General features: G+C 56.9%; 12 protein-coding genes and 1 pseudogene. 8 read left to right on the top strand and 5 right to left on the bottom strand.

The genetic code is table 11. The features are described from left to right. Positions 1–7 precede the first annotated feature (7 nt). From Q3H59_RS21510 to Q3H59_RS21500, 3 genes are all read right to left on the bottom strand, one after another. The gene (locus Q3H59_RS21510; RefSeq protein WP_309837151.1) at positions 8–2,746 is read right to left on the bottom strand and encodes a TcfC E-set like domain-containing protein; all 2,739 of its coding nucleotides are present in this window, start codon (positions 2,744–2,746) and stop codon (positions 8–10) included. Positions 2,747–2,822: 76 nt separating this feature from the next. Next, positions 2,823–3,326, bottom strand: coding sequence for a CS1 type fimbrial major subunit (locus Q3H59_RS21505; RefSeq protein WP_101761189.1), 504 nt, complete (start codon positions 3,324–3,326; stop codon positions 2,823–2,825). A gap of 102 nt (positions 3,327–3,428) precedes the next feature. Further along, on the bottom strand, positions 3,429–4,226 hold the full coding sequence (locus tag Q3H59_RS21500; RefSeq protein WP_309837147.1) for a fimbrial protein: 798 nt from the start codon (positions 4,224–4,226) through the stop codon (positions 3,429–3,431). 489 nt (positions 4,227–4,715) lie between these two features. Between Q3H59_RS21500 and Q3H59_RS21495 the strand changes: the two genes are divergently transcribed. The 8 genes and pseudogenes from Q3H59_RS21495 (at position 4,716) to Q3H59_RS21460 (ending at position 14,130) form a co-directional block, all read left to right on the top strand. Beyond that, positions 4,716–5,588, top strand: a complete 873-nt coding sequence (locus Q3H59_RS21495) for a hypothetical protein (RefSeq protein WP_309837145.1) — start codon at positions 4,716–4,718, stop codon at positions 5,586–5,588. A 68-nt stretch (positions 5,589–5,656) separates the two neighbouring features. Next, a pseudogene (locus Q3H59_RS21490) lies at positions 5,657–6,430 on the top strand (ABC transporter substrate-binding protein); the annotation flags it as partial. 734 nt (positions 6,431–7,164) lie between these two features. Beyond that, positions 7,165–7,689: a GNAT family N-acetyltransferase gene (locus Q3H59_RS21485; protein WP_309837144.1), complete on the top strand. Its 525-nt coding sequence runs from the start codon at positions 7,165–7,167 to the stop codon at positions 7,687–7,689. Between the two features lie 36 nt (positions 7,690–7,725). Continuing rightward, entirely contained in the window at positions 7,726–9,339 is a 1,614-nt protein-coding gene (locus Q3H59_RS21480; RefSeq protein WP_309837142.1) for an ABC transporter substrate-binding protein, read from the top strand. A gap of 13 nt (positions 9,340–9,352) precedes the next feature. After that, positions 9,353–10,345: an ABC transporter permease gene (locus tag Q3H59_RS21475; protein WP_110867073.1), complete on the top strand. Its 993-nt coding sequence runs from the start codon at positions 9,353–9,355 to the stop codon at positions 10,343–10,345. Next, complete coding sequence (locus Q3H59_RS21470; RefSeq protein ID WP_309837139.1) at positions 10,342–11,175, top strand: ABC transporter permease; 834 nt, start codon at positions 10,342–10,344, stop codon at positions 11,173–11,175. Before Q3H59_RS21475 ends, Q3H59_RS21470 begins: the two co-directional genes overlap by 4 nt. Further along, positions 11,172–12,779, top strand: a complete 1,608-nt coding sequence (locus Q3H59_RS21465; protein ID WP_309837137.1) for an ABC transporter ATP-binding protein — start codon at positions 11,172–11,174, stop codon at positions 12,777–12,779. Before Q3H59_RS21470 ends, Q3H59_RS21465 begins: the two co-directional genes overlap by 4 nt. A gap of 10 nt (positions 12,780–12,789) precedes the next feature. Beyond that, positions 12,790–14,130, top strand: coding sequence for an LLM class flavin-dependent oxidoreductase (locus tag Q3H59_RS21460; RefSeq protein WP_309837135.1), 1,341 nt, complete (start codon positions 12,790–12,792; stop codon positions 14,128–14,130). An 84-nt stretch (positions 14,131–14,214) separates the two neighbouring features. Here Q3H59_RS21460 and Q3H59_RS21455 read toward each other — a convergent pair whose 3' ends face one another. Together Q3H59_RS21455 and Q3H59_RS21450 are read right to left on the bottom strand one after the other, a co-directional pair. Continuing rightward, entirely contained in the window at positions 14,215–15,000 is a 786-nt protein-coding gene (locus tag Q3H59_RS21455; RefSeq protein WP_405042315.1) for a phosphate/phosphite/phosphonate ABC transporter substrate-binding protein, read from the bottom strand. Next, the gene (locus Q3H59_RS21450; RefSeq protein WP_309837131.1) at positions 14,897–15,964 is read right to left on the bottom strand and encodes a fatty acid desaturase; all 1,068 of its coding nucleotides are present in this window, start codon (positions 15,962–15,964) and stop codon (positions 14,897–14,899) included. The genes Q3H59_RS21455 and Q3H59_RS21450 overlap by 104 nt, the downstream gene beginning before the upstream one ends. Positions 15,965–16,132 lie beyond the last annotated feature (168 nt).

Raw genomic sequence — 16,132 nt, 5'->3', positions numbered from 1 at the left:
AAAATCCCTATTGTTGTTCCGGCGAAGACGACGTGGTGCGTGCCAGCGGAACCTCATCCGCCTGGCGGGTGACAATCAGCATTTTTGCCCGTTGCTGCACATCCTGCGGCACTGAAGCCAGCTCGATGGGTTTGCAGTCGCTGTCGCCGACATAGCGCACTACGTCATGGGTGCTTTTCACCTTCATTTCACAGCGGTACATCTGCATGCCGCGCACCATGTACAGATTTTTTATGCGGTGATCGGTCTCAGCGCTGAATCCGCCCTGGCCTAAACCGGACCAGCTGGCGACATTCAGCGGCGTGGCACCTTCCAGTGGACGCTGTTGGTTGATCATCAGCCTGCCAAGCCAGGTGTAGCGCGAAACAATATTCACTTTGCTCACCAGCATGCGGCCCGGCGCGATAAACAGCGTGCGTCGTCCGGCACCCTGGGTGATTTCACTGCGCATGCCGTCGGTGGATTCGATGGAATCGTTGATGCTGATCGCGCTCTGGGTGTAAGCCGGTACGCTGAATAACGTGCGGCCGGTGCCGTGCAGGCTGGCGCTGCCCGCGCCATCAACGGAGACATCCACGCGTGTGTCGCGGCTTTCATCGCTGCTTGCCACATGTACGCCCACCGCCGCCCCGGGCAGGCCGTTGCCCCATTTGCCCCAATAGAGGCCGGAACGCGCTACCGCCAATGAGGAGTTGTAGCTGCCGCTGCTGCTGAAGCGCTGAGCGGATGAACCGGACGACGCAGAGCTGAATGCCAGGCTGCCGCTGCCGTATTCGCCCGCAGTTTTGCCGTAAACGGAAGCATTCAAAGTATTTTCCTGATTACCGTTAAGGTTCACGCCGATCTCCTGCTGATTCTGCGCATCGAAATACCAGTTTTGCGCCACGTTATAGCCAACCTGATCCTTGTTGTTGCGATCGGTTTGGTAGGTCATGCCGAGCGAACTGTAGCTCGAACGTGAATCGATGGTTGGCGTGCTGACGCGCGAGAGTGAGACGGAGAGGAAGCCACCGTTGTCGCGCTGAGTTCCGCTGCTGCTGGTGCGGGTAAAGAGATTGGCGCTGGTATTAATATTGAGTCCGTTGACGCTGAAGCCGCGCCCCAGGCCAGCCTGCCAGGTGGTAGTCTGCGTTTTACTGTAGATGTTGCGGCGCGCCCACTGCGGCACGACGCCGTTATCATCCCACTGCACCGGAAGCACATTGCGGCCCTCGTTCTTGCTGGCGCTATAACCGGCATCCAGATACCAGCTTTTTACCGGCACGCTGAACATCAGGCTGCTGCTCTGGTAACACCCGCTGAAACCGTACTGCCCACCGTTGTTGCTATAGCAATCCTGCGCATACAGGGCGCTGCGGTAGAAACTGAGGGAAAATCCGTCGTTATAAGCGACCTGCTGGATATTGCCGCGTGAGCCTTCGCTGCCTTTCAGGTAGCTAAAGCGGGTGGTGAGGATGCCGTCGAGCAGCGGATTATCAAATCCGTGGCTCCAGTCGAGTGCGCTTTCGATAAAGCGGTTGCGGTTGGTCACGGCGACACCGCCGGTCAGCGCAGCGTCTTGCATCACAGGCACTTTGATGCCCGCCTGCATCACACGGCGATCGGCACCCGATTGCGATGCAGCGCCGTTGTCCTGCATCTCGCGATCGGGAATGGAGCCGCCTTGCACAAACCATTCAATGTTCTGGCTGGTGGCATTACCGGTGCGGCTAAAAGGAACCTGTTGGGTACGCGACAACTGATTATCTTCATAGATACGTAGCGTCACACTGTAGCTACCATTGGGAAAGGCGCTGGTATCAAGATTTTGCGTGCCGGCATTCAGGTAAAAGGTGCCAAGCAGTTGCTGCCCGCGATAAGCATCAATACGCGACGGGCGCGTAATAAAGACAGTGACCGGCGTGCCTTGCGCCGCCTGTGCGCGGTTCATCCAGGCGAGCGTCGAACCGACGCGCGCACCTTCGATGGTGCTGAGCGGCAGTTGGCTTAAGGTAATGTTGCCGCCGGCGTTGCTGAAGATATCGCGCGAATCCATGCGTCCGGCCTGCACATAATGGCGTTTGCCGAGATCGCGGCGCAGAAACACGTTGTTAAAACGCACTTCCTGATGACTTTGCTGCCGGTATTTTTGCGCCAGATAGTCCCAGTCAATTCCGGCATAGCTGTTTTCAGTGAATCCTAGCGCGCCCGCCCCCTGCAGCGATAACGTCTGGTCATCGCGGTTGGTGACGAAGTTAATATTCTGCTGATGAATAAACGCCGCTTCCGTTTCGGCGGTCTGCTGGTAATAGGGCGATGCGTTGTCAGCCGCAAGCGGCACAAATTCCGGGCCGAGAAACAGCGCCACTTTGGCATTATTTTCGTCATAGATCAGCGCGAGGGAATCGGTCTCCAGATAGTCACAGCCCGCTGCGCCGCCGTTGCTGCTGCATGCCTTATTACCGTTGCGTGCCAAAGGTTCACTGATGAGATGGTCTAAGCGCTTTTCCTGCTGCGGATCCTTTTGATAATGCTGCATCACCGCCCGCGCAACCTGATGCGGTTTCAAGAACCTGACGCTATCCAGCGAAACAGAAGCTTCAAACAAGCCGAGCGATTGCCCGTAAACAGAAAGGTTGACCCACAGCGTCTGGCCGGTGACCAGCGATTCGAAACCAGGCGGAACCTGCGTGGCAGCACGAGGAGCAAGAGAAGGGATCAGGGTAATGAAAGAGGCTATTAAAGCGACGTGAATATTGACCTTCATTACAGCATCCTGCTGAAAAAGAATAATAAGGGGGCCGAGCGGCCCCCGAAATAATTGATCAGTCAATGCCGACAAATTAGCTCTGCGTGGTGGCCTGCGTAATTAACAGGCTCACAACGCCGGAATAGGTGCCGGTTGCCAGCACGCCCGGCGTGGTCTGCGAAATTTTCAGTGGCAATACTGACGAACCGTTTGCGGTGCCCGCCGGGAACAGCGAGGCGTAAGTCAGGGCCGTGTTCGTGGTGGTGATCGGTTTTAAATCCGCACCCAGCGTGACGGTCAAAGGTACCGCTGTACCGGTAACGGTATTGTTAAGCTGAGCGGCACTCACCAGCGCAACGTTGATATTGGCAGTTTGCGAGTTCGACCAGATTTTGGTGTCCAGAGAATAGGTAGATAAACCACGGCCCGGAATATATTGCATATTAATGGTGCCGGGTAATGCGGTTCCGTCCGCCTGCGTCATATCCACCGTCGAATCAACATTCGCATTCACCGTAATATCTTTCTGCACCGCCTGTGCATTAAATACAGCCGTTAACGCAGCAGCGATGACTAGTGGTTTGATTAATTTTTGCATTTGTAGCTCCGTGAAAATCCTTGTACTGGCCGTAAATGACCGTCTCATGGGTAATGAACTGCTCTATAACAAACAGGTTGTTATTCCTTTAATACGTGTTGATCAGTGTCCGATAACGTACTCGGCGATATTCCGCGTATTGAGATCAACATGTTTTATTCTGACTTCCTGAGCAGCGGCTAATTCTGCCGAACTCCAGGCTTTAAAACGCAATGTCTCATCCGGATAAACCGTGGCGTGTTCTTTTTTCCACTGACAGCTGCTGCTGCTATGTTGTTTTGAGCAAACCGCGACCTCACGAATCACTACGCGAACCGTGCCAGCGTTTTTGACTTCGCCTGATGCTGATTGCGTGAGCGATAATCTGGCATTACGCGGCGGAATATGTACCAGCACGCCCCAGACTAAATTGATGCCGACCTGGTTGCTGATGTTATTATTCTGCGGCGATTTATCTTTCAATTCATCCGGGGCAGCCACGGCCTCGAAGTAAACGCGCCAGGCAGTCTCTTTTTCTGGCGGTTGTAATGAAATCAGCCGAATAATGCGTTGTGAACCGGAAGCCAGCGCGAATTTATCCGGGGTGGCGATAAGCGATGGCGAAACGGCATCTTCAACCAATATTTCTTTTTCAAACGGTGTTGCAGGGCGCTCAATTCGCTTGATGCTGACGCGAATAAACTGCGCTTCACCGCTTTGCGATAATGTCTGCACCTGTGCCGCACCCTGATTATTTAGGGTGACTTCCATCGGATAGACACTCATATTCGCCCATGCCGCTGGCATGGAAATAAAACCCATGAGAATCAGTGGGTAAGCGAGTTTTTTCACCAGAGTATTATGGCTTAAAATAGCCATTGAAAGGCCGTGACGCAGTGTCTTATGCGGTGTGTCGTCCATGATAAATCCTTATAAACTCCATCAAAAATCTGTCGGATATTCCCTGTATGAATCGGCTTAGCTATAAACCAGTCTCACTTAACCAAGTGGAATAACCGTGCGTTAAGAAAGTTCTCATAGGGACTTTGTTAAGTCACTGTCCATTTTTGTGGTTAATTTTTTTAAGCCGTGCTACAAAGGGAATACTTGAGGAAATATCGCGACCTAACTTAATGAAATAATTGTAAAAACAAAGATCAATTTCCAGGCTTAGAAATGGGCATGTCAGCTCAGAATAAATCAAGCTTTACATAAAATAGTCCATTGATGGTAAGATCGTGCCCAGAAGGGCAAAAAGACCCATGTTAATCTTAAAATATTAACCTCAGAAATAATACCTCCATAAAGCATCATCAACCGCCTCTCAACAGGATTTAAATAAATCCGGGAGCATGAGGGTGATTTTTTAAAAAATTTTATAATTGATAACCAGGCACACCACACAGCAATATGAAAAGCAAACAGCAACTCACAGCATTAATTCACCAACGCGCAGCCGAGATTAAGTCAAATGACAACATCTCATTAGTTATGCAGAAGCATTACAAACTATTGTTCAGACTGTATCTGACTAAGCCGCTCTATTTTAAAGTCATTTTCAAAGCTAATCGCTTTATTATTGGCTCGGCCATCATGGCGTACGCCTTCACCTCAGCAAACCCAACGCTGCGTGATGTTAAAGACTTTTGTAAAAAAAGCGGTCTGATTAGCGACAACACTATTGATTCCTTTCTGCTCTTTATTCGGGTAGGTGGGCGTATGGAAGTTAAAAAGGACGCGCAGGATAAACGAAAGTTAACCTACACGGTGACCCGTAAAGCGCTGGATGAAACGCGGGCTTTAATTAATACCATGATGATTCCTTACGGTATGTTGTACGACGATTTCGATGTTTCGGCTTGCCTGAAAATGGAAAACTTTCATGCCGAATACTTCAAAAAATACGCTGAAATCACGCTCAAGCATGTTTACTTGTTCGATATGGTGCCAGAGAGTAAAGCCTTCATTTTCAGGGATGCCGGGCACATGCTGTTGATGGATCTGTACATCGAGAGTCTGCAACAAAAAACCACTGTTATTGAGTACAACTACCTGAAAACGTCAGTGAAATGTGGGGTTTCGCGTTCGCACATCAAACGCTGCCTGCAGGACGCTGAAGCAGCCGGGTTGCTGACGCTGAACAAAACCAGTAATACGCTCATTTTGCATCTCTCCTTTATGCACATGGCGCTGGATTATTTTGCGGTTTATATGGCCATGGTCGAGTACGGATTACGCGGTTTATCGGGTGTGCCTCCACTACCGGCGAGCCTGTCACGATAATCTGCTTTTTCGCTGACTGGTGAATTGCCAAATCCAACAAATCGATTGCCACTATTGTCGTTTTACATTTTTCCCTGTTCCTCAACGTGGAATATGGCCCGACGCAGGATGTGAAAGTGCGCCAGGCGTTGCTGCAAGGTCTGGATATCGATCCGCTGCTGAAGTCGGTGTATCGCGGCGAACGCACCCGCGCGTGGGGCATCACGTCGCCCATCGATCCGCTTTACAACAAAGAGCTGGAGGGCAAATACGGCAACAATCCGGATGCGGCCAATACCCTGCTGGATGAAGCAGGATGGAAAAACCGCGATGGCGAAGGCTTCCGCACCAAAGATGGCCAGCGTCTGCGCATTGAGCTGATTCAGGCACAGGCAACGGTGCGCGACCAGCGCGATGTGCTGCTGCAGGCGATTCAGGCGCAGGCGCGTCAGCGTCTTGGCGTGGATCTCAAGCTGAACTACGTTGATTCTGGTACTTATGCCGATGTGCGTAAAAGCGGTAAGTTCGGCACCATCGCCAACTCCAACACGCCAACCGATGGCGTGGATATCGAAAACCACTATCGTCCGATCGCTCAGGGCGGCGCAATTAACTATAGCCGCGTCAACGATGAGAAGATCAATGGCTTGCTGGATAAAGCCGCCAGCACGCTGGATCTTAAGAAACGCCGCGATTTCTACAGCCAACTGCAGCAGGTCGCATTACCGCAACTGGCATTGGCAGTGCCGCTCTACGAACCGGAAGATCAGTTAGCCACCGCCAGCTACGTGCACGGCTACGGTTTCCGCAGCTATAAGCAGATGCCAGAAAGCGTTTACGATGTGTGGGTAACTAAACCGTAATATCGCCCGTTCAGTCACCGTAGGGTCGCCACAAATGGCGTAATGCTTGTCAGTTAAGCCAACGACGAGTGCGCAGACCGGGACCACTTTTGGTCCGGCGGTCCTCGCGCCGCTAGCGCGGTACCTTCACTTTGCTCGTCTGCCTGACGGACCAGCGGAGACGGGACGTCCTGTCCCGGCTCCGCCTTTCGCCCGCGTCCTGCGGGCTCTCCTGGCTTCCTCGCTGCGTTCAGCGCTGCGGATTGCCTGCCCAAAAGTGGCCCCGGCCTGCTTAAACTTCTGTGCGTGTTTTTGAAAAGGGCACATTTGCTAAAGGCGCTGGCGCGTCTGCTGCGGCAAAAGGGCTATCCGCAGCGCTGAGGCTTTTACGTTGGGCCAGGAGCCTCACGCAGGGATGCGTGAGGCAGTTCGGGGCCGGCCAGGACGGCCGATCCGCGAACGGTCCGTTTGGCACAACGTTGAAGCCGAAGGTACCGCGTAAGCGGCGCGAGGACGGCCCGTGACGCAGCAGATGTGTCAGAGCCTGCTACCTGTTCAAAGCAAAATTCTTGCTTGACTGACAAGCATTACGCCATTAATGGCGACCCTACGAGAGTTTTATTTCCGTGGGCATTATTGCATCGCAATAAAATACCATTTCCCATATTCAACAAATCGATTGCCGTTATTCTCGGTTTACTTTAATCCGCCGGATTTTAATACTTTCGGCAGGATTGAATAAGGAAATGGTCACCATGTGTCAGCTAATTGAAGTTGCCAAGCCCGACGATGCGGAAGAAATATTTGCGCTGTTGCAACGCGCCTATGCTGCGCTGGTGGCGCTGGATGTGCATTTCACCATTTCACAGGGCAACGTCGAGCAGGTGCGCCGCGTCATCGAGCAGGAAACCGTGCTGGTGCTGCGCAAATGGAAACGCGCGGTGGCGACCGTCACGGTGCGTTTTCCGTGGCAGCAGGATGAACATGCGCCTTCGTCGCTGCCGTTTATCCACTGGTTCGCCGTCGACCCTGATTACAAAGGGCAGGGCTACGGCCGCGACATCATCACCTACGCCGAAGAAACCCTGCTGAAAGAGACGCTGAAAGCGCCGGGCGTCTATCTCGCCACCGCCATCAAGCATCCATGGCTGAGCGAGCTCTATCTGCGTCGCGGTTATCAACCGTTCCATCACCGCACCAATCCCTTAGGCGAAGCGCTGGTGTTTCTGAAAAAGGAATTCAACCCGCCAGCCGATCAACCCATCGCCAAAATCGCCTGAATAACTAAAAAAGCACCTGCAACCACCAAGGATCTTATGAAAGCGAATTCAATCACTCTCGCGCTGGGTGTGACCTGCCTGCTGGGAAGCGCATCTCTTTTAGCCGCTGAGCAACCGCGCAGCGGCGGCAGCTTAACCTTCGGCGTCGAAACTGAACCCGTGCCGTTTAACCCGCAGCTAAATGGGCAATCCAAAGCGGAAGTGACGCTGCGTAACGTGTGGGAATCGCTGCTGGCGCGTCGAACCGACGGCAGTTTCGTACCCTGGCTGGCAGAAAGTTATGAGGTCAGTCCGGACGGCAAAGTGTATCGCTTTAGCCTGCGCCGCGACGTCACCTTTTCCAACGGCGAGAAGCTGGATGCCAACGCAGTGGCCGAGAATTTCCGCCATGTGCAGGATGCAAAGTATTGCGCCGGCAGCAGCATCTGCGCGTTGGGCGCGAGAATTGCCAGCGTGGCGACGCCAGACGATCACACCGTCACCATCACGCTGAAGCAGGGCTATTCGCCGTTCCTGTCGTTCGCCGCCAAATTGCAGATTCTGGCACCGGCCAGCTGGAACTCGCCGCAGCTGAAAGCCGGTGGCAAAGAGATTGCGGGCACCGGGCCGTTTATTATCGAGAGCTACGAAAAAGGCCAGCAGGTGACATTCGTACGCAACCCGCACTACAACTGGGCGCCCGCCACCGCTAAGCATCAAGGCCCGGCCTATCTGGAACGCGTGACCTATCGCTTCCTGCCGGAATCCTCGGTGCGTACCGGCGCGCTGCTGTCCGGGCAGCTGGACGCGATTGAAGGGATTTCCGGCAATGACGCCGGTGAATTCAAAGACAATCCCGATTTCACTTATCAGCACGCGCTGAACACCGGCACGCCATATTCGCTGTTCCTTAATGTGGAATACGGCCCGACGCAGGATGTGAACGTGCGTCAGGCGTTACTACAAGGGCTGGATATCGATCCGCTGCTGAAGTCGGTGTATCGCGGCGAACGCACCCGCGCGTGGGGGATTACTTCGCCGGTCGATCCGCTCTACAACAACGATCTCGAAGGTCAGTATGGTAACAATCCCGCTGTCGCCAACCAGCTGCTGGATGAAGCGGGCTGGCAAACGCGCGACAGCGACGGTTTCCGCACCAAAGACGGCCAGCGTCTGAGCATTGAAGTGATTCAGGCGCAGGCAACGGTGCGCGATCAGCGCGATGTGCTGCTGCAGGCGGTTCAGGCGCAGGCGCGCCAGCGTCTCGGCGTGGAGATCAAACTGCGCTACGTCGATTCTGGCACCTACACCGAGGTGCGCAACACCGGCCACTTCGGCTCGATTGCTAACTCGAATACCGAAACCGACGGCATCGATATCGAAAACCACTATCGCCCGGTAAAAGCTGGCGGGCCGATTAACTACAGCCGCGTCAACAGCCCGCAAATCAACGGCTGGCTCGATCAGGCGGCAGCGACGCTGGATATTAATCAGCGCCGTAAATTCTACAGCCAGCTGCAGCAATACGCGCTGCTACAGCAGGCGCTGGCGATCCCGCTGTATGAACCAGAAGACCAGATCGCCACCGCCAGCTACGTGCACGGTGCCGGTTTCCGCAGTTTTAAACAGATGCCGGAGAACGCGTACGACATCTGGCTCAGCGACCACTAATCAGGAGGCGAAGATGAGTCTGGAAAGCATTGTCACCCGCACGCCACGCGCGCGTCGGCCATCGGTGTGGCGCAGCGACCTGACGCGCCGCATCGTCAGCCGCCTGCTGGGCGGCGTTCTGGTGCTGTGGGCGGCGGTTTCGCTGGCCTTTCTCGGCGTGCATCTGGCGCCGGGCGATATCGTCAGCCTGCTGATCGGTGAGCAGCTGCGTACGCCAGCCATTGAGGCGGCGATCCGCGCCGAATGGGGCCTGAACGAACCGCTGTGGTGGCAATATCTGCACTATATGTGGCGCGTGCTGCACGGCGATTTTGGTCGTTCTTACATGCTCAACACTGAAGTCAGCCATCTGCTGGCCACGCAGCTGTGGCCCACCATCAAACTGACGCTGGCGGCGTTGCTGGTCAGCATCATTTTTGCGGTGGTGATTGCCGTCGGCACCGCGCATCGTCGCATTGGTCGCCGCGTGGCTAACGGTGTCGAGCTGCTGCTGGCCTCCACGCCCTCTTTCTGGATGGGCATTGTACTGCTGTTTATTTTCAGCTTTACGCTGCGCTGGTTCCCGGTGGCGGGCGATCGCTCGCTGTCGTCGCTGGTGCTACCGGCGCTGGCGCTCGGTCTGGCGCAGGGCGCGGTGATCGCTCAGCTGCTGCGCCGCGAGCTGGAGCGCGCGCTGGATGCGCCATTCACCCTGACGCTGCGCGCATGGGGCATGGGGGAAACCACTATTCGTCTGCGCCACGCGCTGCGTCATGCGGCGCTGCCTGCCGTCACGTTAACCGGCTGGCTGGTAGGCGGATTGCTGAGCGGCGCGGTGATTACTGAACAGGTATTTGGTCGTCCCGGCCTTGGCAAACTGACCGTCGATGCAGTGCTGGCGCAGGATCTGCCGGTGGTGCTGGCGGTAGCCATTCTCTCGGCGCTGATCTACGTGGTGATGAGCACCCTGGTTGACATCCTGTCGCTGTGGATTGATCCGCGTCTGCGCGGGGAGAGCAAATCATGATTGCCGTGCTTCAACGTCTTCCGGTTGCGCTGCCCGCCGCGGTGTGGGCAGCGATTATGTTTCTCATTGTATTGGCACTAGCGGTGATCGCGCCGCAGTGGCTAGCGCACAGCGATCCGCTGCTGGCCGATCCGGTTAACGCGCAACTGCCGCCGTCGGCGCAGCACTGGCTGGGCACCGATCAGCTGGGGCGCGATCTGCTGACGCGCGTGATCTACGGCAGCCGCTATTCGCTGCTGATCAGCGTGGCTGCGATGGCGCTGGCGGTGGTGTTTGGCACCTTGCTGGGATTGGCGGCGGCGCTGGCGCGTGGCGTGGTTGATGAGCTGTTGAGCCGTGCGGTGGATGTGATCTCCGCCTTTCCCGATCTGCTACTGGCGCTGATGCTGATCGCCTTTACCGGGCCCGGCACCAACAACCTGATTATCGCGCTCGGCGTTGCGTCGGTGCCGCGTTTTGCCCGCGTGGTGCGGGCACAAACCTACAGCGTGATGACCTCCGGCTACGTTGAGCAGGCGCGTACCTTTGGCCTGTCACGCTTCACGCTGATCACGCGCCACATTTTGCCGCACGCCATTGCGCAGGTGCCGGCGCTGGCCACGCTGGGGCTCGGCACCGCGATTATCGGTACCGCCGGACTGAGTTTCCTCGGCATGGGGCCGCAGCCACCGACCGCCGAATGGGGCCTGATGCTGGCGGAAGGACGCAATTATCTGCGTAACGCATGGTGGATCGCCGTGTGGCCGGGCGTGTTTATCACGCTGACGGTGATTGCGGTGAATACGCTGGGTCGTTACTGGCAGGCACGTTTTGAAGGACGATCCGCATGAGCCAGCCGTTTATTGATATCCAGAATCTCTCGATTCGTTTCGGGCCGCAGCAGGTGGTGAAAAACCTCAACCTGCAGGTCGCGGCGGGCGAATCCGTGGCGCTGGTCGGGGAATCCGGTTCCGGCAAAACCCTGACCGCGCGCAGCCTGCTTGGCCTGCTGCCGGAGGGCGCACTATTAACCGCCGACCGTTTCACCATTGACGGCCGCGATATGCGCCACGCCAGCCGCGGCAACTGGCGCGCGCTGCGCGGTCGCCGCATTGGCTATGTGTTGCAGGACGCGTTGGTGTCGCTCGATCCGCTGCGCCGCATTGGTCAGCAGCTGAGTGATGCCCTTAGCGCCGCCGGTCATCGCAACAATTTGCAGGACAAAAGCCTCGCACTGCTGAAGGCGGCGGGCATTCACGATGCCGAAAGCCGCCTCGAACGCTATCCGCATCAGCTCTCGGGCGGCCAGCGCCAGCGTGCGTTAATTGCTACCGCGCTGGCCGGTACGCCAACCTTATTGATCGCCGATGAACCGACCACCGCGCTGGATATGACGGTGCAGCGCCAGATTCTGCAACTGCTGGCGCAGCGCCGCCGCGACGGCCACGGCCTGCTGCTGATCAGCCACGATTTGGCGGTGGTGGCGGAACTGGCGGATCGCGTGCTGGTGATGCGCGATGGCGAAGTGGTGGAGCAGGGCAACAGCGGCCCGCTGCTCCATCGTCCGCAACACGCCTGGACGCAGCGCCTGCTGCGCGCGGTGCCAACGCCCGCCACGCGCGGTCTGCGCCTGAGCGCGGCTGAACCGACGCCGCTGCCGCCGCGCCCGACACCCAGCAGCGCACCGTTGCTGGAAGGCATCGGCCTGCATAAAGCCTATGGCGATCGCCTGGTGCTCAACGACATCAACTTCACGCTGCACGCCGGAGAGACGCTTGGCGTGGTCGGCGAATCCGGCTCCGGCAAAACCTCGCTGGTGAAAGTGGTGATGGGCTTAACCGAACCGGACAGCGGTACCCTCCTGCTGGAAGGTGAGCGCTGGGATCGTCTGCCGGAGAAAGCGCGCCGCGCCCGGCGTGCGCGGCTGCAACTGATCGCGCAGGACCCGTTCAGCTCATTCGACCCGCGCTACACGGTGGAGAAAATTATCGGCGAAAGCCTCGACAGCGCCGGGATTTACGGTGATGCGCGGCGTCAGCGGGTGCGTCAACTGCTCGATGAAGTACAGCTCGGCGACCGCTTCCTGCAGCGTTATCCGCAACAGCTTTCCGGCGGTCAGCGCCAGCGCGTGGCGATTGCGCGCGCTTTTGCACCGAATCCGGCGCTGCTGGTGGCCGATGAACCGGTCAGCGCGCTCGATGTTTCGGTACAGGCGCAGGTGCTGGATCTGCTGGCCGATATGCAGGCTGAACACGGCACCGCACTGCTGTTTATCTCTCACGATCTTGGCGTGATCCAGCATCTGGCGGATCGCGTGCTGGTGATGCAGAACGGGCAAGTGGTGGAGAGCGGGGCGCTGCAGCAGGTGTTCGCCGCGCCGCAGCATCCGTGGACGCAAAAACTGTTACAGGCACTGCCGGTCATTCCTGACTGGCAGCCCGCGAACGCATATTAAGGAGAGCAGAATGAGTCAGACACAACGCCAGCTGCGGCTGGGCGCGATTATTCAGGGCGTATCCGGCAACATGTCGGCATGGCGTCATCCCGATGCGGTGGCGGATGCCAGCATTAACATCGATTACGTGCTGGATCTGGCGCGAAAAGCTGAGCAGGCGAAGATCGATTTCCTGTTTGTCGCCGATGGCTTGTACATCACGCCGCAGTCGATTCCGCACTTCCTCAACCGTTTTGAGCCGATCACCTTGCTGTCGGCGCTGTCGCTGGTGACCCAAAAAATCGGTCTGGTCGCTACGCTTTCCACCTCCTACAGCGAGCCGTTTACCGTGGCGCGCCAGTTCGCCAGCCTCGATCATCTGAGCGGCGGTCGCGTCGGCTGGAACGTGGTGACGTCGCCACTGGAAGGTTCGGCGAAAAACTTCTCGCGCAGCACCCATCCAGAACACGACGAGCGTTACCGCGTTGCCAGCGAATATTTGCAGGTGGTGAAAGGGCTGTGGGATTCGTGGGAAGGCGATGCCTTTGTGCGCGACAAACAGAGCGGAGAATTCTTCGCCGCCGACAAGCTGCATACGCTAAATCATAAAGGACACTACTTCTCGGTGCAGGGACCGCTCAATGTCGGTCGCTCGCCGCAGGGCCGTCCGATTGTGTTCCAGGCGGGCGCGTCGGAAGCGGGCAAAGCCTTTGCCGCCGAAGCCGCCGATGCCATTTATACCCGCCAGGAAACGCTGGAGCAGGCGCGCGAGTTTCGTGAAGACGTGCGCCGCCGGCTGGTGGCACGCGGGCGCGATGCCGATGATATCCGTGTGTTCCAGGGCATCAGCGTGATTATTGGCGAAACGGAACAGGATGCCGAGCGCCGCTATCAGCAAACCGCCGAGCTGGTGACCATCGATAAAGCGCTGGAGTATCTTGGCCGCTACTTCGAGCATCACGATTTCAGCCAGTACGCGCTGGATGAAGCTTTCCCGGACATTGACGAGCTGGGCAGCAACAGCTTCCGCAGCACCACCGACAAGATCAAACAGAACGCGCGCGAACGTGGCTTAACGCTGCGCCAGGCGGCACTGGAAGAAGCGACGCCCCGCCCGAGTTTCCTGGGTACGGCGGAGCAGGTTGCCGAAGGGCTGGCAAACTGGTTCCTGCAGGGCGCAACCGACGGTTTTATCGTACGTGGCGGTACGCCAACGGCGTTTGATGATTTTGTGGCGCAGGTCATTCCGCTGTTGCAGGCGCGGGGTATTTATCGCAAAGAGTATGAAGGCGAGACGCTGCGCGAAAATCTCGGGTTGGCCGAGCCGGAAAACCAGTTCGCCGTGCAGCGTAGTAGCCAGCAGGTGGCATGAAGATTAAAACAGCGCGATGAATCGCGCCGCTGCGAATAGATGCACATGTTCGTCGCGGCGCAATTTATTGCTCAGGGTTGAATATCACAGGCTCGTCACGCCCAGCGCGGCGGCGCGATCTTTCCACTCCCGCACTTCGTCATAAAACGCCCGATCGCTCACGCTGAATCCACTAATCAAACTCTCCGCTAACAGATCCTGATAACGCTTATCGCTGGTCAGTTCGCTCAACGCACTGCGCAATTTCTCAAGGGTTGCTGCATCGGTTTTGGCTGACGTAATCAGCGGCAGCGCGGCGCACAGCGGTGTTTCTCCGATGATCTCCAGCCCCGCCAGCTCCTGCGGGAAATTGCGGCGCAGCAGCGCCCAGGTGATGCAATCAATCGCCGCGATATCCGCCTCGCCCGCGCGCAACGCCGCCAGCGACTGACGATGGCTGCCGCTGAAGCGGGTTGCGCTGAAGAATTTCCCGTCCTGCGCCAGCGGCGCAATCACGTAGCGCAGCGAGTTGAAACCGGAGTGGGAATCGTTGCTGTTGCACACCGCGCGCCGTCCGCGAAAGTCGCTTAGCGTCAGGTTCTCATCTGCGCTGCGCACTACCAGCCAGCTGCGATAGCGCTGGCCGTCGCAGCCCTGGGCGCTGGAGAGGAAGGTGCCAACCAGCTGCACATCGGGCAGCAGCTCCACCAACGGATAACCACAGGTTTGGCTCAGCAGCAGCCGGTCATCGCGCCAGTGCGGCAGTAAATCCTGCGGCCAGCTAACTTCAGCTGGCACGCCGCGTTGTTGCAGCAGCGTCGTTAGCGCTGAGGTCAGGCCGATAGTCGCCTGATGGTTGATGTCGTACATCGGTAACGAAAGAGTGGGCATCCTGTGCATCCTTTTGCGTACCCGGATGGGCATTAACCTCGACCGATTTGCGCCAGAAGCGGGTTATCCATTCGCCATAACCGGCGACGCGAAAACCGTGGTTACGCTGGTGATAACCATCGCGATACAGCAAATAGACTTTGCGTAATCCGTACCACGGCAAACCGGGTAGATCGTGATGTACAGAATGATAGTTGAGATTGAGGAACAGCAAACGCCATGGCAACGCGGCTTCGTTATTGACCGAGCGCGCCAGCGGCTCCTCGTCGGCACGATGCTCGTAGAAGGATCGCACTTTGGTCAGCATCAGCGCCGGATAACTCACCGTCAGCACCAACCACAGCGGCGAGAAGCCATGCAGCGCCATCCAGTAAAACAGCCCGCTCAGTAAGGTGAGATGAATAATCCACATCGCCATCGCCGGTTTATCGCGATCAATAAAGGCCTGCACCAGCTTTTTAAGGGTGGCGGCCATATCCAGCAGCGGGCCGATCAGCAAACGTCCGGGAAAGGTGTTGCGTAGATGAATCACCTGCTGCTGCCACGGCTTGAGTTGCGCCCAGCGCTCAGGCGAAAGGTAGTAGGTTTCCGGATCTTCATCGGGATCGGTCAGCGTGTGGTTGCGGTGATGCGCCAGATGCGAGTCGCGGTATAAGCCATACGGATACCACACCGCCAGCGGCAGCGTGCCGAACAGCTGGTTGAGACGGGGAAAACGCGTCGGGTGGCCGTGAATCAACTCGTGCTGCAGCGACATATACCAGGTGGTAAACAGGATCAGCAGCAGCGTGCTCAGCGTTAACCCCAACGTTCGCCAATAGACAACGCTGGCGAACCAACCGCCGTACACCGCCACCATCAATAGCCACGTTGGCAATTCGCTGCGCCACAGCCAGCTGCGCGCCAGTTGATGCACTAAGTCACGCTGTTGCGCACTGAGATAGGCGGATGTCCCTTTACTCATGGTGAAGCCGAACCTGTAAACAGTGATTAGGCTTTTGACGATGATTGATCACCGTGATGAACACAAAGAATCTCTTTTTCTTAGTTATGCAAAAAAGTTGATGAAGCGCGCGAAATCTATTGGCTATCAGTCACCTCGTCTGTGGCGTAACCTTGCTGCATTGGAAAC

The sequence above is a fragment of the Pantoea sp. SORGH_AS_0659 genome (assembly GCF_031453915.1).
Taxonomy (GTDB): Bacteria; Pseudomonadota; Gammaproteobacteria; order Enterobacterales; family Enterobacteriaceae; genus Pantoea; species Pantoea leporis.
The sequence above is the reverse complement of the archived record's forward strand: the minus strand, read 5'-3'. Positions and strand labels throughout refer to the sequence as shown.

Bases quoted from the DNA above. Each gene is read 5' to 3' on its own strand.
- Q3H59_RS21510 (WP_309837151.1), bottom strand. From the start codon at position 2,746: ATGAAGGTCAATATTCACGTCGCTTTAATAGCCTCTTTCATTACCCTG.
- Q3H59_RS21505 (WP_101761189.1), bottom strand. From the start codon at position 3,326: ATGCAAAAATTAATCAAACCACTAGTCATCGCTGCTGCGTTAACGGCT.
- Q3H59_RS21500 (WP_309837147.1), bottom strand. From the start codon at position 4,226: ATGGACGACACACCGCATAAGACACTGCGTCACGGCCTTTCAATGGCT.
- Q3H59_RS21495 (WP_309837145.1), top strand. From the start codon at position 4,716: ATGAAAAGCAAACAGCAACTCACAGCATTAATTCACCAACGCGCAGCC.
- Q3H59_RS21485 (WP_309837144.1), top strand. From the start codon at position 7,165: ATGTGTCAGCTAATTGAAGTTGCCAAGCCCGACGATGCGGAAGAAATA.
- Q3H59_RS21480 (WP_309837142.1), top strand. From the start codon at position 7,726: ATGAAAGCGAATTCAATCACTCTCGCGCTGGGTGTGACCTGCCTGCTG.
- Q3H59_RS21475 (WP_110867073.1), top strand. From the start codon at position 9,353: ATGAGTCTGGAAAGCATTGTCACCCGCACGCCACGCGCGCGTCGGCCA.
- Q3H59_RS21470 (WP_309837139.1), top strand. From the start codon at position 10,342: ATGATTGCCGTGCTTCAACGTCTTCCGGTTGCGCTGCCCGCCGCGGTG.
- Q3H59_RS21465 (WP_309837137.1), top strand. From the start codon at position 11,172: ATGAGCCAGCCGTTTATTGATATCCAGAATCTCTCGATTCGTTTCGGG.
- Q3H59_RS21460 (WP_309837135.1), top strand. From the start codon at position 12,790: ATGAGTCAGACACAACGCCAGCTGCGGCTGGGCGCGATTATTCAGGGC.
- Q3H59_RS21455 (WP_405042315.1), bottom strand. From the start codon at position 15,000: ATGCCCACTCTTTCGTTACCGATGTACGACATCAACCATCAGGCGACT.
- Q3H59_RS21450 (WP_309837131.1), bottom strand. From the start codon at position 15,964: ATGAGTAAAGGGACATCCGCCTATCTCAGTGCGCAACAGCGTGACTTA.